Origin of the sequence: Streptomyces sp. NPDC048361 (assembly GCF_040651795.1) — a bacterium.
Classification (GTDB): domain Bacteria; phylum Actinomycetota; class Actinomycetes; order Streptomycetales; family Streptomycetaceae; genus Streptomyces.
This window is the reverse complement of record NZ_JBEZKW010000045.1, coordinates 16,072-41,674: the sequence shown is the minus strand read 5'-3', so window position 1 is coordinate 41,674 and position 25,603 is coordinate 16,072. Positions and strand designations below refer to the sequence as shown.

Below are 25,603 nucleotides of genomic sequence, written 5' to 3'. Positions count from 1 at the left end.
GAAGTCGACAAATCCACGAAGTCGTGTCCTGGCCGGGGCATTCCCCGCCCGTCCACGGGCCGGTGATCACTGGCCCGTGGAGTTGCCGATGCTCTTGATCCAGCCGGATACCGTCGAAATTCCGTCACCGATCGCCTGCCAGTAGCTCTTGCCCTGGGCCACCCAGTCCTGGAGCGGGGTCAGCTCCCAGATGAGCCAGCCGGCCACGAAGAGCAGCACGAAGGTGAAGAGACATCCCTTGAGACAGCCGAGGCCCGGGATCCGCATCCGGTTGGGGCTGCGTCGCCGGCGCGGCTCGCGGGGCTCCCTCGGCTCGCGCGCGGGGGCCTGCGGCTGCTGGGGCTGCGGCGGGGGCGCGTACTGCTGCCGCTGAGGCGCGTGCTGCTGCTGGGGCTGCTGGTAGGGCTGGGGCTGCGGGGCGTACTGCTGGTGCTGGGGCGGGCGCTGTCCACCCTGCGGCGGGCGCTGCTGACCGTAGCCCTGCGGAGGCTGACCGCCCTGGCGGCCGTAGCCCTGCTGCTGACCCTGCTGGTCGTAGCCCTGCTGCTGGCCCTGCTGCTGGCCCTGCTGCCCGAACCCCTGCGGGGGCTGCGGCTGGCGGTGCGGGCGGCGGCGCAGCGGGTCCTGGTCGGGTGAGAGGTAGCCGACCTGGGTCTGCTCGTTGCGGTCGCGCGCCGCCTGGAGCTGGGACTGCCAGGGGTGCGGATCCTGCGACGCGGGCTGCCCCGGCGGGACCGGCGGCATGACGGCCGTCGGGTCGGCGTTCGGGCCCTGGCCGGTCTGCGGCAGCACCGAGGTGCGCGCGGCCGGGTCGTAGGAGGCCGCGTTGGTCGGCAGCACCTGGGTCGGGTCGGCCGCGCCCGGCGCGTCCGGGACCGGTGCGGGCGCCGGGTCGGGCGCGAGCAGCGCGCCCACGCCGTCGGCGGCCTCGACCTGGGCCGGGGTGGAGTGCACGCCGATGCCGGAGGCGACGACGCGCAGCCCGCGCGCCAGGTTCTCGGCGCTCGGGCGCCGGTCCGGGTCCTTGCTGAGGCAGCGCTCGATGACCGTCCACAGCGGGGCCGGCACGGTGGTGGGCCGGCGCGGCTCCTCGCTCAGATGCCGGTGCAGCACTTCGAGCGCGGTACCGCCCGCGAACGGCGGCCGGCCGGTGACCAGCTCGTACAGCAGGATGCCCGCGCCGTAGATGTCGACGGCGGAGGTCTGCGGGCGGCCCTCGGCGGACTCGGGCGCGACATAGGCGGGGGTGCCCACGAACTCGTGCGTACGGGTCAGGCCCGGGGAGTCGGCGAGGCGGGCGATGCCGAAGTCGGTGAGCATCGGCCGCATCACGCCGTCGCGCTCGTCCAGGAGGACGTTGGCGGGCTTCAGGTCGCGGTGCACCACGCCGTCGGCGTGACTCGCGGCGAGCGCGTCGGCGATCTGCGCGGTGAGCAGGGCGGCGGCGACCGGGGTGAGCGGGCCGTTCTCGCGCAGGTAGCGGTGCAGATCCGGGCCGTCGATCAGGTCCATGACCAGGGCGAGCAGATCGCCCTCGACCACCAGGTCGCGGGTGCGCACGATGTTGTCGTGGCGCAGCCGCAGCAGCACGGAGCGTTCGCGCAGGAAGCGCATCACGACGTCCGCGTCGTTGGCGAGCTCCTCCTTGAGGACCTTGATCGCCACGGTCTCGCCCGGCTCGCCCGCGACGGATGCCTCGGAGCCGGCGGTCTCTCTCTGGCGGGCTCGCCAGACGGTGCCCGTGGCGCCGCGTCCGAGCGGCTCCTCAAGCAGGTATTTACTGCCTACCGGCCGCACGTCATGCGCTCCCTGCTGCTCGCGTCGGTTGCTGTGGGTTTCCGGCCCACTCTAGTGCCGCTCCTGGGGGCGGCGACGGGTCGTGGCTCCGGCGCCACCAGGTTGTTCACCGTCTTCTCATGCTTCTCCGGTGCTTCCCCGGTGTCAGTCCGGTGCTTCTCCGGAAAGACGCGCTCTTCGCACAGAAGGTTGCCGAACGGTCGTGCCCGGCATCCCTCGCGGATGCCCCACTCGGTCGTAACCAGCCACTTTTCCGTCCACATTTGCGTCGCCGCCCGACCAATCAAGATCAATTCGAGGTGGGCGACGGGCGTGTTGTCAGTGGCAGGTGCGAGGATGCCCTCAGCACGAATTGTGTGCCGGGTGGGGGGAATCACAGGGCTGGTCCCCCTTCTTGGTACCCCCGCGCAGAAGGGACCGCCGAGGCGATGCAGATCCGGCTGACCGTCCTCGCGCCGCGCAGCGGCCACGCTGTGGCGCGCGCTTGCGACGTGCTCGTCACCGCCCCGGCGGGGACGGCACTCGCGGCCGTCGTCTCCGGCCTGGCGTCGGCCGCCTCGGGCGCCGAGGTCTCGGGCGCCTCCGTGGTGCTGTACGCGGGCCGTGAGCGGCTCGACGCCCAGCGCCGCGTGCTCGGCGAGCCGCCGCTTGTCGACGGCGCGGTGCTCTCGCTCGGCGCTCCCCCGGAGGACGAGCCGGCCCGCGACGGCCCGGCCCCGGCCCGGCTCCACGTGGTGGCGGGGCCCGACGCGGGCGGTGTCCATCTGCTGCACGGCGGCCGCATCGCGATCGGCCGCTCCACCGAGTCCGATGTGGCGCTCGACGATCCGGACGTGTCGCGCCGGCACTGCACGGTGACCGTCGGCGAGGACGGCGGGGTGAGCGTCGCCGACCTGGACTCCACCAACGGCACCCGTGTCGACGGCAGGGAGATCGGCGCGCGCCCGGTGCGGCTCGCCCCCGGGGCGCTGCTGCGGATCGGCGAGTCCGCGCTGCGGCTAGCGCCGGGCGGCCCCGAGACCGAGCCGTCGCTGGCGACCACGCCGGACGGCGAGGGCCATCTGCGCGTCACCCCGGCCCCGGCGTCCCACCATGCTCCGGGCACCCAACGGGCAGGCGCGACAGCCCAATCGACGCCCCCCGCGCCGGGCGACACCGCGTACACCTTCGGCACGACCCCGGCCCACGGCAACCCGACCGCCTTCGGCGCGACCCCGGCCCACGGCAGCCCGACCGCCCTCGGCGCTCCCCCTTCTTCCGGCGCCGGCCCGCGGTCTTCTCCGGGCGAGGGCTCAGGTTCGTCTTCGGGCGAGGGCTCACGTTCGTCTTCCGGTACGGGCCCGCGTTCTCCCTCCGATACGGGCCCGAGGTCCGGCGCCGCCTCCACCGCACCACCTCCCCGCGCGGCCTCCTGGGGTACGGACCCGCACGGGGAGCCGTACGAGAACGCGTACGACGACCCGTACGGCGCCCGCGGCGACGAGCTCGGGGCGCCCCAGGGATACGGGCACGACGGCGAGGACGACCGGCGCGAGGCGCGGCCCGGCGGACGTCAGGGCACTCCGATGCGCGGCACCCGGCTGCCCGAGGGCACCCTGCCGGGGACGGACGGCATCGAGCACGCCCGCGCCGGGCAGACCGACGCCGGCCGCAGGCGGGGCGGGATAGGGGCCTGGGCGCGGCGGCTGACCGGGGGGCGCGGCGAGGCCGTGCCCGAACCGGCCCCCGCCGAGCCGCCGCACCACCCCGTCGAGCCCGCGCCGGAGAGCTGGCCCGACCCGGCCGCGCTGCTGCTGACCGCGCTCGGCCCGGGCCCCCGCCTGTGGGAGCGCGAGCCCGGCCATCCGGAGGCGCTCGCCGTGCGGGTCGGTACCGCCGACCGGGGCGAGCTCGCGGCCGTGCCCGTCACGGTGGGGCTGCGCGAGGCCGGCTCGCTGGGCCTCGCGGGGCCCCGCGAGCGGCTGGCCGGCCTGGCCCGCTCGGTGATCGCCCAGCTCGCCGCGTTGCACGCGCCGGCCACCCTGGAGATCGTCCTCATCAGCACCGACCGGGCGCGCGGCCTCCAGACGCGCACCGCCGAATGGGAGTGGCTCGGCTGGCTCCCCCAGGTGCGCCCCGCCCACGGACAGGACTGCCGGCTGCTCCTCGCCTACGACCGCGATCAGGCGACGGCCCGCACCTCCGAGCTGGTCAGACGGCTCGACGCGGGCCCGCTCGGTCCTGCCTGGGCCTCGGCGGACCGGGCGGCGGTGGCCGAGGCGGCCGCCGGCCACCGCGGCCCGTTCACGGTGGTCGTGGTGGACGGCGACCCCGGCTCGGCCCCGCTGCGCGAGACCACCGCGCGGCTCGCCGCCGCCGGCTCCGCCGCCGGTATCCATCTGCTGTGCCTGGCCGACACCCCGGCCGCGTCCCCCGCGTCCCCCGTCGACGCCACGTACGAGACGGCGTGCGCGGCCTCGCTCGCCTTCCGGGAGTGCGGCGCGGTCGCCCTGCTCAGCGGCGATGTGGCCACCGCCCTGCGGCTCGTCCGCATCGCCGGCGGACGCCCCGCGGGACACGGCACGGTGGCGACGGTCGACGCGGTGTCGCGCCCCTGGGCCGAGCGGTTCGCCCGTGCCCTCGCCCCGCTGCGCACCAGCGACGGTTCGGCGTCGACGGCCGGGCGCATCACCTCCTCGCTGCCCGCGACCTCGCGCCTCCTGGACGAGTTGGGGCTCGCGCGGGCCACCCCGGCCTCCCTGATGGCCCGTTGGGAGTCGGCACCCGACGGCGCGGTCGTGCTCGGCACCGGGCCGCGCGGCCCGGTCGGTGTGGACCTCGCGTCCGACGGGCCCCACCTCCTGATCGAAGGGCCCCCCGGCAGCGGGCGTACGGAGCTATTGCGGGCCGCCGCCGCCTCGCTCGCGGCGGGCACGCGCCCCGACCGGCTCGGCATGATCCTGGTCGACGGCGCGGGCGGCGAGCGCGGCGAAGGGCTGCGCCCCTGCACCGAACTGCCGCACGTGTCCACGCACTTGATCGCCTCCGATCCGGTCCGGATGCGGGAGTTCGCCCAGGCGCTCGGGGCCGAGCTGAAGCGCCGGGCCGAGCTGCTCGGCGGGCTCGGCTTCGCCCAGTGGCAGACACAGCGCGAGGTCGCGGGACGCCTGGTGGGCCAGCGTCCGGCGCCCGCCGCGGAGAGCCGGGGCGACCTCGACCCGCCGGGCAGCAGCACCCTGCGGCTGCGCCCGGTCTCGCGCAGCCGCACCGAAGAGGGACCTTCGCTGCCTCGCCTGGTGGTCCTGGTCGACGATCTCGACGCGCTGGTCGCGCCCGCCCTCGGCAGCCCCGGCCGGCCGGCCGCCGGCTCGGTCGTGCGGGCCCTCGAAGCGGTGGCCAGGGACGGCGAGCGGCTCGGGGTCCACCTCGTGGCGACCTCGGCCCGGCCCGACCGCACGGCCGAGACCGAGCTCGCGCGCGGCGCCCGGCACCGGGTGGTTCTCGACGCGCCGCCCGCCACACCGTCGCCGGACGAGCCGTCCCCGGGCCGCGGCCGGCTCCACCAGGCGGACGGGGTGTCCGTCCCGTTCCAGGGCGGCCGGGTCACCGGGCGCATACCGCGCACCGCGACGCAGCGGCCGACGGTCGTGGTCCTGGAGTGGGAGCGGATGGGCGACCCGCCGGCCCGCCGCCCCGTCCGCGAGCTCGGCAACGGCCCCACCGACCTCGCCCTGCTGGCGAGCGCCCTCGACCGCGCGGCCTCCTTGGTCAACGCACCGCCCGTGGCGCCGCTGACCTAGATCGTGTCTGCAACGTCCCGTCTGGCCGATGAGCCGGCGACGCTGCTGTGCGGACACCCCCCTGGGCGGGCGACGCTGCTGTGCGAACACCCCCAGGACGGACGACGCTGCCGTGCGGAGACTCCCCGGGGCGGGTGACGCCGCAGTGGAGACACTCCCTGGGGCGGGCGCCCGGCGGTGGTGCGCGCGCCGGTGATCAACACGGCAGTAATGGAGGGTAGTTGGGACATCCCGCATTACCCAACGTCACAAGCCCATCACGATCATCAGGGTGACGGGCAAGGCGGTATTGCGGCACCCGTGCACCCGGCGTAGGACTGTCGCTCGGGACGAGAGCGGCGGCGCCTGCGTCACCGGGCGCGGCGGTTCGTACGCGCACGGGAGAGACGGGGCACGCATGCGCACCACTCGCACAGGCCGCACCACCACAGGCACCGGGACACGCGCCGGCACGCCCACCGGCACACGCGTCGGTACACGCACCGGCACCACCGGCCGCACCCTGCTGGCCGTCGTGGCCGTCGGCGGTCTCGCGCTGAGCGCCGCCGGCTGCGGCAGCAGCGACGACGGCAAGAAGAGCACGCCGTCCGCGAGCAGCACCACGACACCGGCCGGCAGCGTCCAACTCCCCAAGCTGGACGGGGAGAAGATCGAGGTCGCCGCGGTGTGGACGGGGGCCGAGCAGGCCAACTTCGTGAAGGTGCTCAAGGAGTTCGAGAAGCGCACCGGCGCCACCGTCACCTTCGTCCCCGCCCAGGACCCGATCGTCAACTTCCTCGGCACGAAGATCGCCGGCGGCAGCCCGCCCGATGTGGCGATGCTCCCCCAGGTCGGCGCGATCCAGCAGGCCGTGGCGAAGAAGTGGGCCAAGCCGGCCGGACCCGAGGCGAAGGCGCAGCTCGCCGCGAACTACTCGAAGGTGTGGCAGGACCTGGGCGCCGTCGACGGCACCCAGTACGGGGTGTACTTCAAGGCCGCCAACAAGTCCCTGGTCTGGTACAACACCAAGGTCTTCGACAACGCGGGCGCCACCCCGCCCGCCACGTGGAAGAACTTCCTCGCCACCGCCGACACCATCTCCGCCTCGGGCGTGACCCCGGTCTCGGTGGGCGGCGCGGACGGCTGGACGCTCACCGACTGGTTCGAGAACGTCTATCTCTCCCAGGCCGGCCCCGACAAGTACGACCAGCTGGCCAAGCACACGATCAAGTGGACCGACCCGTCGGTCAAGGACGCGCTCACCACGCTCGCCCAGCTCTTCGGCAAGCCGAACCTGATCGCGGGCGGCGCCAACGGGGCGCTCCAGACCGAGTTCCCCGCCTCCGTCACCCAGACCTTCACCGGTGGCGACCAGCCCAAGGCGGGCATGGTCTTCGAGGGCGACTTCGCCGCCGTCAACATCGCGGAGACCTCCGCCAAGGTCGGCACCGACGCCAAGGCGTTCCCCTTCCCCGCGGTCGGCGACAAGGCCCCGGTCGTCACCGGTGGCGACGCGGCGGTGGCCCTGAAGGACACCAAGGGCGCGCAGGCGCTGCTGACCTGGCTGGGTTCGACGGACGCCGCGAAGATCGCGGCCGGGTCGGGTGGCTTCATCTCGCCGAACAAGGCCCTCGACCTCGGCGCGTACCCCAACGACGTGCAGCGCGGCATCGCCAAGGCGCTGATCGGCGCCGGTGACAACGTGCGCTTCGACATGTCGGACCAGGCCCCGCAGTCCTTCGGCGGCACCCCCGGCAAGGGCGAGTGGAAGGACCTTCAGGACTTCCTGAAGAACCCGTCCGACGTCACCGGCACCCAGTCCAAGCTGGAGGCCGACGCGGCCGCGGCGTTCAAGAACTGATCCGGCGATGACGACCGCCACGGCGGGAGGCGCCACCGCGGGAGGGGCCCCGCCTCCCGCCACGCCCCCCGCGCCCAGGACCCGCAAGAGCGTCACCGCCACACGCAAGTGGATCGCGGCCGTGTTCCTGCTGCCCGCGCTCGTACTGCTCGGTGCGCTCGTCGTCTATCCGATCGGATTCTCGATCTATCGATCGTTCTTCGATCAGTCCGGGAACTCGTTCGCCGGTTTCGACAACTACAAGACCCTCTTCACCGATCACACCATCCGCACCGCGGTGAAGAACAACGCGATCTGGGTCGTCTGTGCCCCGACGATCGCCACCGCCCTCGGTCTGATCTTCGCCGTGCTGACCGAACGGGTGCGCTGGGGAACGGCGTTCAAGCTCGTCGTCTTCATGCCGATGGCGATCTCCATGCTCGCCGCGGGCATCATCTTCCGCCTCGTGTACGAGCAGGACCCGGCGCGCGGGGTCGCCAACGCCGTGGTGGTGGGCGTACACGACACGTTCACCGACGCGGCCGGATACCCGAAGGCGCACCCGCTGCCCACCGCCCCGCTGAAGGACGGCGGCGGCGGCGCGTTCATCACCCGGGGCTCGGTGAGTGCGGGCGCCCCCGTGCTGCTGCCCCTGGTCGGGGTCGCCGCCGACACGATGCCGTCGTCGGCGGCGCCCGCGAAGGCCGCCCCCAGCACCCCGGGCAAGGTCACCGGCACGGTCTGGCTCGACTTCACCAAGGGCGGCGGCGGGCACCCGTCCGTCATCGACCCCAAGGAGCTCGGCCTCAAGGGCATGAAGGTCGAGGCGGTGCGGGACGGCAAGGTGGTCGCCTCGGCCACCGCCGCGGCCGACGGTACGTTCACGCTGCCCGCCTCGGCCGACGGGTCTCAACTCCGGCTCCCCGAGAGCAACTTCCACGCCCCGTACAACGGCGTCGAATGGCTGGGCCCGGCCCTGGTCACGCCGGCCATCATCGGCTCGTACATCTGGATGTGGGCCGGCTTCGCCATGGTGCTCATCGCGGCGGGCCTCGCCGGCCTTCCGCGCGAACTCCTCGAAGCGGCGCGGGTGGACGGCGCCAACGAGTGGCAGGTGTTCCGCCGCGTGACCGTCCCGCTCCTCGCGCCGGTACTCGCGGTCGTCCTGGTCACGCTGATGATCAACGTCCTGAAGATCTTCGACCTGGTCTTCATCATCGCGCCCGGCTCCAGCCAGGCCGACGCGAACGTCCTCGCCCTCCAGCTCTACCGCTCTTCCTTCGGCACCGAGGCGGACCTCGGCATCGGCAGCGCGATCGCGGTCCTGCTGCTGCTCCTCGTGATCCCGGTGATGCTCTTCAACATCCGGCGCATGCGCAGGGAGGCCAAGCGATGACCGCTGCCGAAGGGATCGTCAAGGCGCGGCAGTCGCTGCCCGCGCGCATCGTCTCGCGGGCGGGCGGCGGCGTCCTGCGCGTGTTCCTCATCCTGGTGGGGCTCTTCTGGCTGATGCCGACCGTCGGGCTGCTGCTCTCCTCGGTCCGCAGCCCCGCCGACATCGCCTCCACCGGCTGGTGGAAGACGTTCACCGATCCGTCCCAGTTCACCTTCCACAACTACGCGAACCTGCTGGACAACAGCACGATCACCAACTCCCTGCTCTCCACGGTCGCGATCACCGTCCCGGCCACCGTGCTGGTCGTCGTCATCGGCTCGCTCGCCGGTTACGCGTTCGCGTGGATGGACTTCCCCGGACGCGACTGGTGGTTCATGGTCGTCGTGAGCCTGCTCGTCGTGCCCGTACAGGTCGCCCTCGTGCCGGTCGCCAAGCTCTTCGGGCAGATCGGGATCTTCGAGACGACGGTCGGCGTGATCATCTTCCATGTCGCCTTCGGCCTGCCCTTCGCGATCTTCCTGCTCCGCAACTTCTTCGCGGAGATCCCCAGGGAGCTCCTCGAAGCCGCCCGGCTCGACGGCGCGGGCGAGATCCGCCTGTTCACCCGGGTCGTGATGCCGCTCGGCGGCCCGGCGATCGCCTCGCTCGGCATCTTCCAGTTCCTGTGGGTCTGGAACGACATGCTGGTCGCGCTGATCTTCGCCGACTCCAAGCACCCGCCGATCACGGTGGCCCTGCAGCAGCAGGTGCGCCAGTTCGGCAACAACATCGACGTCCTCGCACCCGGCGCCTTCGTCTCGATGGTCATCCCTCTCGCCGTCTTCTTCGCCTTCCAGCGGCAGTTCGTGTCGGGGGTGATGGCCGGGGCGGTGAAGTGAGCGGGCGCGTGGCGGAACGGGGGGTGCGGCAGGCGTTGAGTCAACGGCACGCACGAGGTCCGCGCCCCCGCCACTGCTGCTCCGCCCCGGCGCGCAGTGATGAAGGTCACTCCTCCACACAAAACGGCTTAAAGTTCAGCAACAAGACCATGCGGGAATAGCTGCTTAAATGCGCCGCATATAGCTGGCTCGCGCGCGTTTTTATCTCGACACCAAGGTAATTATCGATCAAACGCGGGGGCGCGTGAAGGGGGCGCACAAAAAGCCCGCCTCCGGTGGCCTTTTCCGGGGGCGCCTGCCCGGGCCGGGGCGTCGAACGTGTCCGCCCGCGGTCCGGCGGGGGCACCTCGACCTGCCGCCGCAAGGGAGCGCGGCGTCGCGGGGACCCAAGCTCCCGGCCGAACGCGACACCGCGGCGCGGGCCGCCCCCGGCTAGCCGACAGCCGTCAGCGCGGCCACGGCCGACTTGGCCAGGTCGTCCAGGTAGCCCTTGGGGAGGCCGCCCTTGACCACCACCAGGCGCCAGTACAGCGGACCCACGATCAGATCGAGGGCCCGGTCGGGATCGGCCCCGGGGGGCAGCTCACCGCGCTCGACTGCCTCCCGTACGACCACCACGGCAACCCCCTGCTGCCCGTCGAGCAGCGCCGCTTTGATCGCGTCGGCGATCTCCGGATGCCGTACCGACTCGACGAGCAGGTCCGGGATGACCTGCGAGGCGATCGGGTGGCGCAGGGCCATCGAAGCCACCGCGAGCAGCGCCCGGATGTCCCCGTACAGCGACCCCGTGTGCGGTACCGGGAGGCCCTGCTCGGCGAAGACCGACACCAGGTCGAGCACCATGGCGAGCTTCGACTTCCAGCGCCGGTACACCGCCGTCTTGCCGACGCCCGCACGCCGCGCGATGCCCTCGATGGACATCCGGGCGAAGCCGACCGCGGCGAGTTCCTCGAAGACGGCCCCCCGGATGGCGTCCGTCACGTCCTCGCGCAGCACGGCCGCCCCGGCGGGTGCGCGGCGTGACGGCGGGCGGCTGGCGGCGGCGGTCTCCGGGTCCGTCTTGGTCATGGCTTGAGCATAGCGTTGCGACGAGACGGTTGCGTTGCGACGTCATCGCGTCCTACTCTCGCCGTGGCGACGATACGGTTCCGTCCCGTCGCCGCCCGTCCCCCGCCCCGGGAATCCTCCCGTGGCGGGTGATCCTCCGCCCCGGGAAGCCTCCCGGGCCCCGGCGAAAGCGACTGTAGTGAGCCAGACCGCAGCTGCGCGCCCGACCGCAGCCCCATCGGCCGCATCGGCCTCCATCCCGATGCAGCCCGGCCGCCGCACCGGCGACCAGGCCCTCGCCCCGGCCGAGCTGGCCGCCAAGTACGGCCTGAAGGTGAGCGGCGCCCGTCCGACGCTGCCCGACTACCTGCGCCAGTTGTGGGCCCGGCGCCACTTCATCACCGCGTTCGCCACCGCCAAGCTGACCGCGCAGTACAGCGAGGCGAAGCTGGGCCAGATCTGGCAGCTGATGACGCCGCTCCTGAACGCGGCGGTGTACTACTTCATCTTCGGCATCCTGATGGGCAACAAGTCCAGCACCCCGGACTACATCCCGTGGCTGGTCACGGGCGTGTTCATCTGGACCTTCACGGCCAACTCGATCATGTCGGGCACCCGCGCGATCACCGGCAACATCGGCCTGGTGCGGGCGCTGCACTTCCCGCGCGCCTCGCTGCCCGTCTCGCTCGCCCTCCAGCAGCTCCAGCAACTGCTGTTCTCGCTGGCCGCGTTGGCGATCATCATCATGAGCTTCGGCCAGCTGCCCAGCGTCTCGTGGCTGCTGCTCGTCCCGGCCCTGATCCTCCAGTCGATGTTCAACACGGGCCTCGCCCTGGTCATGGCCCGCGTCACCGCGAAGACCCCGGACATCGCCCAGGTGATGCCGTTCATCCTGCGCACCTGGATGTACATGTCCGGCGTGATGTGGAACCTCGCCCCGCAGCTCCACAAGCTGCCGCACATCGTGGGCCGGCTCCTCGGCCTCAACCCGGTCGCCGTCTACATCGACCTGGTCCGGTTCTCGATGATCAAGAGCTTCCACGCCAAGCAGCTGCCCCCGCACGTGTGGGCCGTGGCCGGCGGCTGGGCGGTCGTCGCGCTGGCGGCGGGCTTCATCTACTTCTGGAAGGCAGAGGAGCAGTACGGACGTGGCTGATACGAAGATGGCGGACGCCGAGGCCCCGAGCCGGGGTACCACGGACTCCCTCGGCACACCGACCGTGATCGCCGACGACGTACACATCATCTACAAGGTCAACGGGACCGGCTCCAAGGGCAGGGGCAGCGCCACCGCCGCGCTCAACCGGATCGTCTCCCGCAAGGAGAGCCCCGGCATGCGCGAGGTACACGCGGTCAGAGGCGTGAGTTTCGTGGCCCGGCGCGGCGAGGCGATCGGCCTCATCGGCTCCAACGGGTCCGGCAAGTCGACGCTGCTCAAGGCGGTCGCGGGCCTCCTCCCGACCGCCCGGGGCAAGATCTACACGCAGGGCCAGCCCTCGCTCCTCGGCGTCAACGCGGCGTTGATGAACGACCTGACCGGCGAACGCAACGTCACCCTCGGCGGGCTCGCGATGGGCATGTCCCGCGAGGAGGTGCGCGAGCGCTACGACGACATCGTCGACTTCTCCGGGATCAACGAGAAGGACGACTTCATCTCGCTCCCCATGCGCACGTACTCCTCCGGCATGAGCGCCCGCCTCCGCTTCTCGATCGCCGCCGCCAAGAACCACGACGTGCTGCTCATCGACGAGGCCCTGGCCACCGGCGACGCCCGGTTCCAGCGCCGCAGCCAGGAACGCATCAACGAGCTGCGCAAGGAGGCCGGCACGGTCTTCCTGGTCAGCCACAGCAACGCCTCGATCAGGGAGACCTGCGAGCGCAGCCTCTGGCTGGAGTCGGGCACGCTGCGCATGGACGGCCCCACGGCCGAGGTGCTCGCCGCGTACGAGGAGTACACGAAGAAGAAGTAGCGAGACCGCTGTGGTGTGGGCGCCAACAGTGCCCCACACCTATGAGGGCGCCGCACCGTGAGGGCGCCCCACCATGAGGGCCCCGCACCGTGAGGGCGCCCCACCATGAGGGCCCCGCACCATGAGGGCCCCGCACCGTGAGGGCCCCGCACCCCCGCGCGCCCGCCCCCGCACACATCACCGTCGCCCGGGGCGCCCCGCGGAGGACCGGGGCGCCCTCCGCGCACTCCCGTCGCGGCGCCCCACCAATCCGGACAAAGCGCGCATAAACTTCGCGCGATGACGCCCTCTCAGATGCCCCCGCCGCCCGCCCGGGTCCGCATCCCGGCCCCCGCGACCGCGCCCGATCCGGGTGCCCTGGGCCGCCGCACCCGGTACGCCGCGCTCGCCGCCGGCTGGGTCGCCACCCGCGCGCTGATGCTCCACCTCCTGGTCACCGACCGGCTCGGCGTCGGCGGTGTGAGCGGCGAGGTCTACGTCCTCTACCGCCGCTGGTACGACCAGCTCACCACCGGCGCCTTCCCCTTCGGCGACCCCACCTGGCAGTACCCGCCGGGGGCGGGCGCGGTGCTGCTGACCCCCACCCTCTTCCCCTTCCTCACCTTCTTCCAGGCCTTCACCGCCGTCACCCTCGGGTGCGACGCGCTGATCGCCCTCGCCCTGGTGCGGGCCGGCGCCCGGCCCGGCGGCAGCTCGGCCGGGGCCTGGCTGTGGGTCGGCGGCCTCCCGCTCCTGCTCCACATCCCGTACGCCCGCTACGACGTCCAGGCCACCGCCCTCGCGGTGGGCGCCCTGCTCGCGCTGCGCCGCAGGCCGGGCCTGGGCGGGGCGCTTGCGGGCCTGGGCGCTCTGGTCAAGGTGTGGCCGCTGCTCGCCCTGGTGGGCGCCCCGCCCGGCCGCAGCACCCGCCGCGCCCTGCTCGGCGCGCTCGGTTCGGCGGCCGTCCTGCTCACCGTGGCCGCCCTCGCCTTCGACCACTCCCTGGACTTCGCGCGCCAACAGGGCGGCCGGGGGCTCCAGATCGAGTCCCTCGGCGGCACCGCGCTCCAGCTCGCGCACCTGGCGACGGGCCGCCCCGGCCAGGTGGTCTACCGCTACGGCGCCATGGAGTTCACCGGCGCGTACGCCTCCGCGCTCGTCACCCTCAGCCTCGCCCTGACCGGGCTCGCCGTCTGCTGGCTGGTGTTCTGGCGGGTGCGCGCGCGGCGCTGGGCGGTGGCGGTGCCGCTGGACGCGGCGCTGTGCGCGGTGCTCCTGTTCACCGTGACGAGCCGGGTGATCAGCCCCCAGTACCTGGTCTGGCTCCTGGGTCTCGCCGCCGTCTGCCTCACCTCGGGCCGCACCACCCAGCGGCCGGTGGCCCAACTCCTGCTGCCCGCCGCCGCGTTGAGCGCACTCGCCTTTCCCTGCCTGTACGACGAGGTCATCGCGGGCAGCGCCCTGGGCACGGGGGTGATGGCCGCCCGCAACGCGTTGCTGCTCGCGGCCGCCCTGGTCTCCTGCCGCAGGCTGTGGGCCGCCACGGTGACGGCGTCGACGGCCACGGTGCGGGACGCCACCATCAGCGAACGACACTGAAGGGGCGCCCACCCCAGGGTGGGCGCCCCTTCACCGCGTCAACTGCCCGCTGCGGAAGCTCAGACGTGCGTGCGCAGCAGCGTCCGCATGGTCCGCATGGCGACCGACAGGTTGGCCAGATCGAACGCGTCGGAGGACTGAATCTCCTCCAGGGTCGTGCGCGCACGCCCCAGGATCGCCGCGTTCTTCTCCTCCCACGCCTTGAAGCGCTCCTCCGGCGAGGTCATGCCGTTGCCGGCCGCCAGGACGTCCTGCGTCAGCCCGGCGTGGGCCGCGAACAGGTCCTCGCGGATGGCGGCGCGCGCCATCGACTGCCAGCGGTCGGCGCGCGGCAGCTCGATGATCCGGTCGAGGAGCTGGGTGATGCGCAGCCGGTCGGCCAGGTCGTAGTAGACCTCGGCGACCTGGAGCGGCTCCTTGCCGGTGCGGGCCGCGATGGCCACGATGTCGAGCGCCGGGAAGGCCGAGGAGAACCCGGCGACCCGCCGCGCGAGCTCCTCCGGCACACCCGCGCCGGTCAGCTCGTCCAGGATGCTCTGGTGCCACTCCAGGTCGGCGCCCCTGAGCAGACCCGCGAGCGCGTCCCAGACCTGGGCGACACCGGCCGAGAAGTCCTCGATCGTCTCGGCGATCTGGAGCGGCTGCGGCCGGTTGTTGAGCAACCAGCGGGTGCCGCGCTCCACCAGGCGGCGCGAGTGCAGCCGGATCCGGGTCTGGACCTCGGCGTCGACCTTGTTGTCGAGCGCCTCGACCGCGTCCCACACCTGGTTGACGTCGAAGATCTCGCGGGCCGCGGCGTGCGCCCGCACGATCTCTTCGAGCGAGGCGCCGGTCTCCTCGCGCAACCGGTGCAGGAAGGTCGAGCCACCGATGTTGACGGTGTCGTTGACCAGCACCGTGGTGATGATCTCGCGGCGCAGCGCGTGCCCGTCGACCGCCTCGGTGAACTTCTCGCGAAGCTGCTCGGGGAAGTAGGCGTGCAGCAGCTTGGCGAGGTAGGGGTCGTCCGGGAGCACCGTGTGGATCAGCTCGTCGGCCACCGTGATCTTGGTGTAAGCGAGCAGCACGGCGAGCTCGGGCTGGCTGAGCCCCTTGCCGGTGTTGAGCAGCTCGCGGATCTGGCGGTCGTTGGGCAGGAACTCGATGGCCCGGTCCAGGTGGCCGTCGCGGCCCAGACGGCGCATGAAGCGCTGGTGGGCGTGGAGCAGCGAGGGCGACTGTGCGACCGCGTTGGCCAGCGCCACGTTCTGCGCGTAGTTGTTGCGCAGCACCAGGTGGCCGACCTCGTCGGTCATCGCCGCGAGGATCTTGTTGCGCTGCTTGACGGTCATGTCGCCGTCGGTGACGAGCCCGTTGAGCAGGATCTTGATGTTCACCTCGTGGTCGGAGGTGTCCACACCGGCGCTGTTGTCGATGGCGTCGGTGTTGATCTTGCCGCCGTCGCCCTCGGGGCCGCCCTTGCGGTCGAACTCGATGCGGCCGAGCTGGGTGAGACCCAGGTTGCCGCCTTCGCCGACGACCTTGACCCGCAGCTCCTCGCCGTTGACGCGGATCGCGTCGTTGGCCTTGTCGCCGACGTCGGTGTTGGACTCCGCCGACGACTTCACATACGTACCGATGCCGCCGTTCCACAGCAGGTCGACCGGGGCCTTCAGGATCGCCTGCATCAGGTCGGCCGGGGTCAGCTTGGTGACGCCGGCCGGGATGCCGAGGGCTTCGCGGATGTGCGCGTTCAGCGGGATCGACTTGGCGGTGCGGGGGTGGATGCCACCGCCCGCCGACAGCAGCTCCTTGTCGTAATCGGCCCAGCTGGAGCGCGGCAGGTCGAACAGGCGGCGGCGCTCCGCGTAGGAGGTCGCCGCGTCCGGATTCGGGTCGATGAAGATGTGCCGGTGGTCGAATGCGGCGACCAGCCGGATGTGCTCGGAGAGCAGCATGCCGTTGCCGAACACGTCGCCCGACATGTCGCCGACGCCGACGACCGTGAAGTCCTCGCTCTGGCTGTCGTGGCCCAGCTCGCGGAAGTGCCGCTTGACGGACTCCCAGGCGCCGCGGGCGGTGATGCCCATGCCCTTGTGGTCGTAGCCGGCGGAGCCGCCGGACGCGAAGGCGTCGCCGAGCCAGAAGTTGTAGCTGATCGCCACGTCGTTGGCGATGTCCGAGAACGTCGCGGTGCCCTTGTCGGCGGCGACCACGAGGTAGGTGTCGTCCTCGTCGTGGCGGACCACGTCGGCCGGCGGGACGACCTCGCCCGCGACCAGGTTGTCGGTGATGTCGAGCAGCGCCGAGATGAACGTCTTGTAGCTGGCGATGCCCTCGGCGAGCCAGGCGTCGCGGTCCACCGACGGGTCGGGGAGCTGCTTGGCGACGAAGCCGCCCTTGGCGCCGACCGGCACGATGACGGTGTTCTTCACCATCTGTGCCTTGACCAGGCCGAGGATCTCGGTGCGGAAGTCCTCACGCCGGTCGGACCAGCGCAGGCCGCCTCGGGCGACCTTGCCGAAGCGCAGGTGGACGCCCTCGACGCGCGGCGAGTACACCCAGATCTCGAACTGCGGGCGGGGCGCGGGGAGATCGGGGATGGCCTGCGGGTCGAACTTCATCGAGACGTACGCGTGGGGGTTGCCCTCCGCGTTCTTCTGCCAGTAGTTGGTCCGCAGCGTCGCCTTGATGACGGTCAGGAACGAGCGCAGGATGCGGTCCTCGTCCAGGCTGGCGACCTGGTCGAGGGCGCCGTCGAGCTCTTCGAGCAGCCCGTCGGTGAGCTCGGTGCCGGCCTTCTGCCGTTCCGGCGAGAGCCGCGCTTCGAAGAGCGAGACCAGCAGCCGGGTGGTGTGGACGTTGTCGCGGAGGGTGTCCTCCATGTAGTCCTGGCTGAAGGTGGAGCCGGCCTGGCGCAGGTACTTGGCGTAGGCGCGCAGCACCATCGCCTGGCGCCAGTTGAGGCCGGCGCGCAGCACCAGGGAGTTGAAACCGTCGTTCTCTGCGGCGCCGGTCCACGTCGCGGCGAAGGCCTCCTGGAAGCGCTCGCGGGCGTCGTCGGCGAGGTAGTCGCCGGTACCGGTGCTCTTCTTCGGCATGCGCAGACCGAAGTCGTAGATCCAGGCGTGCGTACGGTCGGCGCAGCGCAGCTCGTAGGGGCGCTCGTCGGTGACCTCCACGCCGAGGCGCTGGAGCACCGGGAGGACCGCGGAGAGCGAGACCTGCTCGCCGATCCGGTAGATCTTGAAGCGGCGCTCGCCGGGCGCGGCGCCCACCGGCTCGTACAGGGAGAGCGCGAAGTCCCGCCGCCCGTGGGTGAGTTGCTCCAGGTGGACGAGGTCGGCGACGGCCGCGCGCGGCGAGTGGTCGGCCTTGTAGCCCTCGGGGAAGGCGTGTCCGTAGCGGCGCAGCAGCTCGGCGGCGCGCTCCTCGCCGCACTCGGCGTTCAGTGCGTCGGAGAAGCCGTCGGCCCAGGAGCGGGCGGCCTCGACCAGGCGGGCCTCGATGCGCTCGGAGTCGGCGTCGGTGAGCGCGGTCAGCTCGGTGCCGGCCGGGACGCGGACCACGAAGTGGAGCCGGGACAGGATCGACTCGGTGTTCCACGCGGTGAAGTCGACGCTGGTGCCGCCGAGCTCCTCCTTGAGGATGTCGATCAGCCGCAGGCGTACGCCCGTGGTGTAGCGGTCGCGCGGCAGGTAGATCAGCGCCGAGTAGTAGCGGCCGTACTCGTCCTGGCGCAGGTAGAGCCGCAGCCTGCGGCGCTCCTGGAGGTACAGGACGGAGGTCACGATGGAGCGCAGCTGGTCGGCGGGGGTCTGGAACAGCTCGTCGCGCGGGTAGGTCTCCATGATCTGGAGCAGGTCGCGGCCGTCGTGGCTGTTGGGCGAGAACCCGGCGCCCTTGAGGACTTCCTGGACCTTGCGGCGCACGACCGGCACCCGGCGCACCGACTCGGTGTACGCGGCCGAGGAGAACAGGCCGAGGAAGCGGCGCTCGCCGATCACATTGCCCTGCTCGTCGAACTTCTTGACGCCGACGTAGTCGAGGTAGGACGGGCGGTGCACGGTGGCGCGGCTGTTGGCCTTGGTCAGCACGAGCAGCTTGTGCTCGCGGGCCTTGGCGCGGGCGTCGGCGGGCAGCCGGCTGAAGGACGGCGAGACGGGGTGGGCGTCGTCCTCGCCGTGCTTGGGGTCGGAGCGCAGGATGCCGAGGCCGGTGCCGGGGACGGCGGACAGCGAGTCGTCGTCGGTGAGCTGGTACTCGCGGTAGCCGAGGAAGGTGAAGTGGTCGACGGAGAGCCAGCGCAGCAGCTCGCGGGCCTCGTCGATGTCCTCGTCGAGGAGGTCGCCGGCCTTCGGCTCCTTGGGCAGCTCGTCGGCGATGCGCAGCGCGGCGTCGCGCATCTTCTCCCAGTCCTCGACGGCTTCCCGTACGTCGGACAGGACACGCAGCAGATCGGCGGTGATCTGCTTCAGGTCGGCCCGGTCGGTCTCGCGGTCGATCTCGACGTGGATCCAGGACTCGGTGAGCGCGTCGTGCGGCAGCTCGGCGGTCGGGGCGGCGGTGTCGAGCACCTCGATGAGCTTGCCGGTGACGTCGCGGCGCACGACGACCTGCGGGTGGATCACCACGTGGATGCCGCGGCTCTGCCGGGACAGCTCGTTGGTGACCGAGTCGACCAGGAAGGGCATGTCGTCGGTGACGACCTCGACCACGGAGTGGCTGCAGGTCCAGCCGTTCTCCTCGACGGTCGGGGTGTGCACCCGGACGTTGGCGGTGCCCTGCGGCCGGTTCTCCGCGAGACGGTAGTGGGAGAGCGCGGCGCCGAAGACGTCGACCGGGTCGCGGTCGGCGAGGTCCTCGGGCGCGGTGTGCAGGTAGTAGCGCTGGAGGTACCCGAGGAGGACGCCCTGGTCGGGACCTTCCTCGCTCGTGGCCTCGGTCGTGGCCGCCCGGTCGCTCCTGGGGGTGTCCCCCAGGGCTCCGGGCCCCCCGGCCGGGCTGTTCTCAGCTACCCGGGCCGCCCGTGCGAGCAGCTCGGCCTTGGCTTCGTCCAGCTTGGTCTGCATGTCCTCTGGCTCCTGTCGCGCGCCGTTGCGTGACGTAGGGGAAAGAAGCGACGCAACGCCACGACGCGGGGTGTCCGGTCGGTGTCGACGCTATGCCGCGATGAGAGATACCCGGGCGCATACCGGCCAATTGTGTGGCTTCGGGCCTTGACTCCGGGTGGAGGGGATCAGCGACTGCCCGGGCGCCGTGGCGCTCCGGGCGCAGGGCAGAGGCGGCAGTGCCTCCGCGACATATCGCGCTGATCACGGGACAAGGCTATCGCTCCTGCACCCCGGCTCGTCATGAGCCTCTTGTGTACAAAAGACGGGCTCGTAGTTGGACACTCTGGACAGCCGGACGGCGACGTGAACCAGCCGCCCGACCGAACGCGTGGTCGACACCGGCCGTGCGCCCGGCCGCCCGGGCGTGGTCGACCCTGGCGGTGCGCCTGGCCGTCCGGCTTGGTCGACGCCGGCCGTGCGCCCAGCCGTGCAGCTGGCCGGCCGCCGCCTCAGCCGACCAGTTCCTCCGCGACCGCCACCGCTTCCGCGAGCGTGTCCACGACGGGGACGCCGGCGGCCGTGAGGCTGGCCCGACTGTGCGAGCCGCCGGTGAACAGCACGGCTCGCGCACCCACGGCGGCCGCGGCCACGGCGTCGTCCACCGCGTCCCCGATCACCACGATCCGTTCGCCGGATATCTCCGGGTCGGCGGCGCGCAGTGCGGTCAGATGGCGCACCATGTGCTCGGCCTTGCTGCCGTGCGAAGGGCCCGTACGTCCGTCGACGCGCAGGAAGTGCTCGGTGATGCCGTGCCGGCGCACGATCGGCACCAGGTGCTCATGCGGCGCCATGGACAGCAGGGACTGGCCGAGACCGGCCGCATAGCGCGCGGCGAGCAGCTCCGCGGCGCCCTCGGTGAGCCCACAGCCGTCTGCTCTCGCCCAGTACTGCTCATGGAAGGCCGCGTCCATGACCAACCACTCGGCGTCGGTGGGCAGGCGTCCCATGAGCCGCCGGTAGAAGTGCGGAATCGGCACGCAGTACAGATCGCGGTAGCGCTCCAGCGTGATCGGCTCGATGCCCAGCTGTGCGAAGGCGGCGTTGGTCGCCTCGATGACCGTCGCGATGTCGTCGAGCAGTGTGCCGTTCCAGTCCCACACCAGATGCACCGGGCGCCTGCCCGTCATCCGCCTGCGGTCCACCATGCCGTTCACTGCGTCATCCACTACGTCATCCACTGTGCTGTCCCCCATGCCGTTCCCGATGCCCAAACGGTACCCATCCCCACTGACAATCGACCGCGGGCCGGCGTATCGGCTGGTCAGGGGGCGGGCGGGTGGCGGGCGAGCTGGGCGGCACCGGGTGGCCGGCCGGCTGGACGTCAGGCGATCAGGTTGGGGATCTCCTGCACCCCGAACCACAGCAGCTCGTGGTCCTCGGCACCGTCCACCGTGAACTGGGCGTCGTCGTCGCCGTGGTCCGCGGCGCCGAGCGCGTCCGCCGCGGCCGTCACGTCGGCCACCGCGTCCTCCGCGTCCACATGGACGGCGGCCGCCTTGGCCAGCGCCACCGCCGAGGTGATCCGGACCTCGCCGAGCGAACTCGCGTCCAGGGCGCTGTCCGGGTCGGCCGTCGCGGCGTCGTCCGGCACGTCGGCGGCGATCACGACACGGCGCCTGACCGTGCCGGGCTCCCCGGCGAGCAGGCGCAGCGAGGCGGCAGCGGCCCGGTTGAGCGCCGCGTACTCCAGCTCCTCGATGTCGTCCGAGACGTACCACTCGCGCAGGCCCGGCGTGACGGCGTAGGCGGTGAGCGGCCCGGGGCCGAGCTCTCCGGCACGGTGCGCCGTCGCGAGACCGGAGATGGTCAGGGGTACGTACACGCGCATGACAGACCGCTCTCTTCTCGTCGTCTCATCGGGTCGGGAGACGGCTTCAGGATACGCGTGGGAGTCCCCCTTCGAGCTGCCGGTGCCCCCTCGGCGCCGCCTCCCGCCCGGGCCGGCCGCACCAGTCCCCACCTGGGGCGACGCTCGGCCCGCTCATCCGGATAGGTGAATCCGTACGACATGACCTACCCCGGGTTTCCGTCCTTGCGGACGCTCCCGCCGTCCCCGTACAAGATCCCCAACAGAAGTTACCCATGGGTATCGACCCATGGGAATCGAAGGGGGCGGCAGCCATGAGCAGGACCACGACCGGGCCGGCAGGACGCGACGATCAGCGCAGGCCCGGCGGTACCGGGAGCCGACGGCCGCAGCGACTGACGCCGCACGAACTGTTCGCGCAGAAACTGCTCGCGGTGCTCAGCGGCGAACGCCCGGTGCACTGGATGCTGGGCCTGACGGTCGGTGAGGCGTACGAACAGCTGGTGCGGCTCGCCCCGGGCACCCCCTTCCGCACCCGCGGCGCCCGCCCCGTCGTACGGTCCTGCCGCGCGGCCCCGCCGGCCCGCGGCATCGTCGAGGCGGCCGCCTGCATCGCGGCGGGCGAGCAGGTACGCGCCATGGCCTTCCGCCTGGAACAGGGCGCCGACCTGCGCTGGCGCTGCGCCGCGGTGGAGCTGGGCGGCGAACGCGTCCCGGCGTAAACAGGGGCAGCACCGCCCGCGTCGGCAGAACGACGAGGCGGCCGGCCCCCGTCCGTAACGCCGGCACCACTCCGTGCGGGGCGATGCGGGGGGCCTGGCCGCCTCTCCAGCGCCGGCAGCCGGCTGCCCGACGCCCAACGCTGCCGACCTCGTCGAGGCCCGGCGCCACCCCACCAGGGGCGCGGGGAACTGCGCCACCGGCCCCCACCGGCCCGCACCCGAAAGCAGACCCCGGAGGCTTCACCCCAGACCCCGGCCCCGCCTCTGAGGACCCCGGCATCCACCCCGGCCCCGCCTCTGAGGACCCCGGCATCCACCCCGGCCCCGCCTCTGGGGGCCCCGGCATCCACCCCGGCGCCAACACGATCGAGGCCCGGCACCCGCCCCGGTACCAACACGATCGAGGGGCCCCGCACGGCCCACCCGCGCCGGCACGTCGAGGGGCTCGGCACCACCCCGGTGCCGAGCCCCTCGAACGTCGTAGCGCCAACCTACTTCTTGCGGCGCCGCCCACCCGTCGTCTTCTGCGCCTTGCGGCGCTCCGCGCGCGTCAGGCCGTCGCCCTCGGCGCGGCCCGGCTCGTCGTCACCGTTGTCGAAGTCGCCCTCGACGATGCCGCCCTCGCCGTCGACCGTCGGCGCCGAGAAGTGCAGCCGGTCCGGGCGCTGCGGGGCGTCGAGGCCCTTGGCCCGGATCTCCGGACGCGCGGCCGGGATGTCCTCCTTGGTGAGCGAGGGGCCGTCGGTGAGCGCGGCGTCCACGACCGGGACCTCCTCGACCTGCTGCTCGACCTGGACCTCCAGGTTGAACAGGTAGCCGACCGACTCCTCCTTGATGCCCTCCATCATGGCGTTGAACATGTCGAAGCCCTCGCGCTGGTACTCGACCAGCGGGTCCTTCTGCGCCATGGCCCGCAGGCCGATGCCCTCCTGGAGGTAGTCCATCTCGTAGAGGTGCTCGCGCCACTTGCGGTCGAGGACCGAGAGGACCACGCGGCGCTCCAGCTCACGCATGATGTCGGAGCCGAGCTGCTCCTCGCGGGAGGCGTACTGCTCGTAGATGTCGTCCTTGACCGACTCGGCGATGAACTCGGCGGTGATGCCCGCCCGGTCGCCCGCCGCGTCCTCCAGCTCCTCCACGGTGACCTTCACCGGGTAGAGCTGCTTGAAGGCGCCCCACAGCCGGTCCAGGTCCCACTCCTCGGCGAAGCCCTCGACGGTCTCGGCCTGGATGTAGGCATCGATCGTGTCGTCCATGAAGTGGCGCACGTGCTCGTGCAGGTCCTCGCCCTCCAGGACGCGGCGGCGCTCGCCGTAGATGACCTCGCGCTGCCGGTTGAGCACCTCGTCGTACTTGAGGACGTTCTTGCGGGTCTCGAAGTTCTGCTGCTCGACCTGCGACTGGGCGGACGCGATCGCACGCGTCACCATCTTGTTCTCGATCGGCACGTCGTCCGGCACGTTGGCCATCGCCATCACGCGCTCGACCATCTGGGCCTTGAACAGGCGCATCAGGTCGTCGCCGAGCGACAGGTAGAAGCGGGACTCGCCCGGGTCGCCCTGACGGCCGGAACGGCCACGCAGCTGGTTGTCGATGCGGCGCGACTCATGGCGCTCGGTGCCCAGCACGTACAGGCCGCCGAGGTCCTTGACCTCTTCGAACTCGGCCTTGACGGCCTGCTCGGCCTTCTCCAGGGCGGCGGGCAGCGCGGCGGCCCACTCCTCGACGTGCTCGACCGGGTCGAGGCCCGCCTGGCGCAGCTCGGCCTCGGCCAGGTCGTCCGGGTTGCCGCCGAGCTTGATGTCGGTGCCTCGTCCGGCCATGTTGGTGGCGACGGTGACGGCGCCCTTGCGGCCGGCCTGGGCGACGATCGTCGCCTCACGGTCGTGCTGCTTGGCGTTGAGCACCTCGTGCTGGATGCCGCGCTTGGAGAGCTGCTGCGAGAGGTACTCGGACTTCTCGACCGAGGTGGTGCCGACCAGGATCGGCTGGCCCTTCTCGTGCTTCTCGGCGATGTCGTCGACGACCGCCTCGAACTTGGCGACCTCGGTGCGGTAGATCAGGTCCGACTGGTCCTTGCGGACCATGGGCCGGTTGGTCGGGATCGGCACGACGCCCAGCTTGTAGATCTGGTGGAACTCGGCGGCCTCGGTCATCGCCGTACCGGTCATGCCGGACAGACCGGGCTCTTCCTTGCCCTGCTGGTCGTGGCGCTTGTAGAGGCGGAAGAAGTTCTGGAGGGTGATCGTGGCGAGCGTCTGGTTCTCGTCCTTGATGTCCACCCCTTCCTTCGCCTCGATCGCCTGGTGCATGCCCTCGTTGTAGCGGCGGCCGGCGAGGATACGGCCGGTGTGCTCGTCGACGATCATGACTTCGCCGTCCATGACGACGTAGTCCTTGTCCTTCTTGAACAGTTCCTTCGCCTTGATGGCGTTGTTCAGGTAACCCACGAGCGGGGTGTTCACCGACTCGTAGAGGTTGTCGATGCCCAGCCAGTCCTCGACCTTGGCGACGCCCGGCTCGTGGATGGCGACGGTGCGCTTCTTCTCGTCGACCTCGTAGTCGCCGGTCTCCTCGATGCCCTTCAGCGGGTTGCCCGCCTCGCCCTTGGTCAGGCGCGTCACCAGCTTGGCGAAGTCGCCGTACCACTTGGTGGCCTGGTCGGCCGGGCCGGAGATGATCAGCGGCGTACGGGCCTCGTCGACCAGGATCGAGTCGACCTCGTCGACGATCGCGAAGTTGTGGCCGCGCTGGACGAGCTCGTCCTGGGACCACGCCATGTTGTCGCGCAGGTAGTCGAAGCCGAACTCGTTGTTCGTGCCGTACGTGATGTCACAGGCGTACATCGCGCGACGCTCGGCGGGCGACATGTTGGCCAGGATGCAGCCGACCTCCAGGCCGAGGAACTTGTGCACCCGGCCCATCATCTCGGAGTCGCGCTCGGCCAGATAGTCGTTGACCGTGATCAGGTGCACGCCCTTGCCGGACAGTGCGTTCAGGTACGCCGGCAGCGTGCCGACGAGGGTCTTGCCCTCACCGGTCTTCATCTCGGCGACATAGCCGAGGTGCAGCGCGGCGCCACCCATCATCTGGACGTCGTAGTGACGCTGGCCAAGGACGCGCTTGGCGGCCTCGCGCACGGTCGCGAAGGCTTCGGGGAGCAGGTCGTCCAGGCTCTCGCCGTCCGCATAACGCTGCTTGTACTCGTCGGTGAGGGCACGCAGCTCGGCGTCGGAGAGGTTGACGAAGTCCTCTTCGATGGAGTTGACCTGGTCCGCGATGCGGTGCAGCTTGCGCAGGATCTTGCCTTCGCCTGCACGCATGATCTTTGAGAGGACGGACACGGGGGTTGGTCTCCTTGCCGGTCGGGCCTGGCGCGGTCGAGTGGCTAGTGGGTGTGGGTACAGCAACGGTCATCGTATGCGAGGACCCGGCCGCGCCGGGAGGTCTGCTGTCACGACAACGGACGGGACTCCCCGAAGGTGCCGGGCTGCGAAGGAAATGGGGCGGCTCGGGGGCGCGTGAGGGAAGCCGAGCTGCAGCTCGCGCGCACGGCGAGCGGCTCGGAGGCGCGTGAGGGAAGCCCAGCTGCAGCTCGCGCGCACGGCGCCCGGAATACGGGGCGGCACCCGCTGCGGCTCGCGTGCACGGCGCCCGGAACACGGGGGCGGCACCCGCCGCGGCTCGCGCGCACGGCGCCCGGCATCCCGGGCCGGC

The 25,603-nt window shown here is 71.8% G+C and carries 14 protein-coding genes; 8 read left to right on the top strand and 6 right to left on the bottom strand.

The window, feature by feature from the left end; translation table 11 throughout:
- Positions 1 to 66: 66 nt before the first annotated feature.
- Positions 67 to 1,797 (bottom strand): serine/threonine-protein kinase, encoded by a 1,731-nt coding sequence (locus AB0D31_RS24300; protein WP_362726777.1) that lies wholly within the window; start codon positions 1,795 to 1,797, stop codon positions 67 to 69.
- A gap of 428 nt (positions 1,798 to 2,225) precedes the next feature.
- Here AB0D31_RS24300 and AB0D31_RS24295 point away from each other — a divergent pair, with 428 nt between their 5' ends.
- The 4 genes from AB0D31_RS24295 to AB0D31_RS24280 all read left to right on the top strand — a co-directional run bounded on the left by AB0D31_RS24295 (position 2,226) and on the right by AB0D31_RS24280 (position 9,669).
- A complete protein-coding gene (locus AB0D31_RS24295; RefSeq protein ID WP_362726774.1) occupies positions 2,226 to 5,576 on the top strand; it encodes an FtsK/SpoIIIE domain-containing protein in 3,351 nt (1,116 codons plus the stop codon).
- A 397-nt stretch (positions 5,577 to 5,973) separates the two neighbouring features.
- The gene (locus AB0D31_RS24290; protein WP_362726771.1) at positions 5,974 to 7,416 is read left to right on the top strand and encodes an ABC transporter substrate-binding protein; all 1,443 of its coding nucleotides are present in this window, start codon (positions 5,974 to 5,976) and stop codon (positions 7,414 to 7,416) included.
- Between the two features lie 7 nt (positions 7,417 to 7,423).
- Positions 7,424 to 8,791: a sugar ABC transporter permease gene (locus AB0D31_RS24285; protein WP_362726768.1), complete on the top strand. Its 1,368-nt coding sequence runs from the start codon at positions 7,424 to 7,426 to the stop codon at positions 8,789 to 8,791.
- A complete protein-coding gene (locus AB0D31_RS24280; RefSeq protein ID WP_362726766.1) occupies positions 8,788 to 9,669 on the top strand; it encodes a carbohydrate ABC transporter permease in 882 nt (293 codons plus the stop codon). The genes AB0D31_RS24285 and AB0D31_RS24280 overlap by 4 nt, the downstream gene beginning before the upstream one ends.
- 432 nt (positions 9,670 to 10,101) lie before the next feature.
- On the opposite strand, the gene AB0D31_RS24275 is transcribed toward AB0D31_RS24280, so the two are convergent.
- Positions 10,102 to 10,737, bottom strand: a complete 636-nt coding sequence (locus AB0D31_RS24275) for a TetR/AcrR family transcriptional regulator (protein ID WP_362726763.1) — start codon at positions 10,735 to 10,737, stop codon at positions 10,102 to 10,104.
- Positions 10,738 to 10,978: 241 nt separating this feature from the next.
- Here AB0D31_RS24275 and AB0D31_RS24270 point away from each other — a divergent pair, with 241 nt between their 5' ends.
- The 3 genes from AB0D31_RS24270 (at position 10,979) to AB0D31_RS24260 (ending at position 14,264) form a co-directional block, all read left to right on the top strand.
- Entirely contained in the window at positions 10,979 to 11,872 is an 894-nt protein-coding gene (locus tag AB0D31_RS24270) for an ABC transporter permease (protein WP_362726845.1), read from the top strand.
- Positions 11,873 to 11,879: 7 nt separating this feature from the next.
- Positions 11,880 to 12,686 carry an ABC transporter ATP-binding protein gene (locus tag AB0D31_RS24265; protein WP_362726842.1) on the top strand — a complete coding sequence of 269 codons (807 nt, stop codon included), beginning with the start codon at positions 11,880 to 11,882 and terminating at the stop codon, positions 12,684 to 12,686.
- A 279-nt stretch (positions 12,687 to 12,965) separates the two neighbouring features.
- Positions 12,966 to 14,264, top strand: coding sequence for a glycosyltransferase 87 family protein (locus AB0D31_RS24260; RefSeq protein WP_362726760.1), 1,299 nt, complete (start codon positions 12,966 to 12,968; stop codon positions 14,262 to 14,264).
- Positions 14,265 to 14,323: 59 nt separating this feature from the next.
- On the opposite strand, the gene AB0D31_RS24255 is transcribed toward AB0D31_RS24260, so the two are convergent.
- The 3 genes from AB0D31_RS24255 to AB0D31_RS24245 form a co-directional block, all read right to left on the bottom strand.
- A complete protein-coding gene (locus AB0D31_RS24255; protein ID WP_362726758.1) occupies positions 14,324 to 19,315 on the bottom strand; it encodes an NAD-glutamate dehydrogenase in 4,992 nt (1,663 codons plus the stop codon).
- A gap of 491 nt (positions 19,316 to 19,806) precedes the next feature.
- The gene (locus tag AB0D31_RS24250; protein WP_362726839.1) at positions 19,807 to 20,484 is read right to left on the bottom strand and encodes a haloacid dehalogenase-like hydrolase; all 678 of its coding nucleotides are present in this window, start codon (positions 20,482 to 20,484) and stop codon (positions 19,807 to 19,809) included.
- A gap of 194 nt (positions 20,485 to 20,678) precedes the next feature.
- On the bottom strand, positions 20,679 to 21,185 hold the full coding sequence (locus AB0D31_RS24245) for a hypothetical protein (protein ID WP_362726755.1): 507 nt from the start codon (positions 21,183 to 21,185) through the stop codon (positions 20,679 to 20,681).
- Between the two features lie 293 nt (positions 21,186 to 21,478).
- Here AB0D31_RS24245 and AB0D31_RS24240 point away from each other — a divergent pair, with 293 nt between their 5' ends.
- Positions 21,479 to 21,886: an Rv3235 family protein gene (locus tag AB0D31_RS24240; RefSeq protein ID WP_362726752.1), complete on the top strand. Its 408-nt coding sequence runs from the start codon at positions 21,479 to 21,481 to the stop codon at positions 21,884 to 21,886.
- 491 nt (positions 21,887 to 22,377) lie between these two features.
- Here AB0D31_RS24240 and secA read toward each other — a convergent pair whose 3' ends face one another.
- Positions 22,378 to 25,230, bottom strand: a complete 2,853-nt coding sequence (gene secA / locus AB0D31_RS24235) for a preprotein translocase subunit SecA (protein WP_362726749.1) — start codon at positions 25,228 to 25,230, stop codon at positions 22,378 to 22,380.
- Positions 25,231 to 25,603 lie beyond the last annotated feature (373 nt).

Excerpts from the sequence above, each read along its gene's own strand:
- AB0D31_RS24275 (WP_362726763.1), bottom strand. The coding sequence starts at position 10,737 with ATGACCAAGACGGACCCGGAGACCGCCGCCGCCAGCCGCCCGCCGTCA.
- AB0D31_RS24270 (WP_362726845.1), top strand. The coding sequence starts at position 10,979 with ATGCAGCCCGGCCGCCGCACCGGCGACCAGGCCCTCGCCCCGGCCGAG.
- AB0D31_RS24240 (WP_362726752.1), top strand. The coding sequence starts at position 21,479 with ATGAGCAGGACCACGACCGGGCCGGCAGGACGCGACGATCAGCGCAGG.
- AB0D31_RS24255 (WP_362726758.1), bottom strand. The coding sequence starts at position 19,315 with ATGCAGACCAAGCTGGACGAAGCCAAGGCCGAGCTGCTCGCACGGGCG.
- AB0D31_RS24250 (WP_362726839.1), bottom strand. The coding sequence starts at position 20,484 with ATGACGGGCAGGCGCCCGGTGCATCTGGTGTGGGACTGGAACGGCACA.
- AB0D31_RS24295 (WP_362726774.1), top strand. The coding sequence starts at position 2,226 with ATGCAGATCCGGCTGACCGTCCTCGCGCCGCGCAGCGGCCACGCTGTG.
- AB0D31_RS24260 (WP_362726760.1), top strand. The coding sequence starts at position 12,966 with ATGACGCCCTCTCAGATGCCCCCGCCGCCCGCCCGGGTCCGCATCCCG.
- AB0D31_RS24290 (WP_362726771.1), top strand. The coding sequence starts at position 5,974 with ATGCGCACCACTCGCACAGGCCGCACCACCACAGGCACCGGGACACGC.
- AB0D31_RS24280 (WP_362726766.1), top strand. The coding sequence starts at position 8,788 with ATGACCGCTGCCGAAGGGATCGTCAAGGCGCGGCAGTCGCTGCCCGCG.
- AB0D31_RS24285 (WP_362726768.1), top strand. The coding sequence starts at position 7,424 with ATGACGACCGCCACGGCGGGAGGCGCCACCGCGGGAGGGGCCCCGCCT.
- AB0D31_RS24265 (WP_362726842.1), top strand. The coding sequence starts at position 11,880 with ATGGCGGACGCCGAGGCCCCGAGCCGGGGTACCACGGACTCCCTCGGC.
- AB0D31_RS24245 (WP_362726755.1), bottom strand. The coding sequence starts at position 21,185 with ATGCGCGTGTACGTACCCCTGACCATCTCCGGTCTCGCGACGGCGCAC.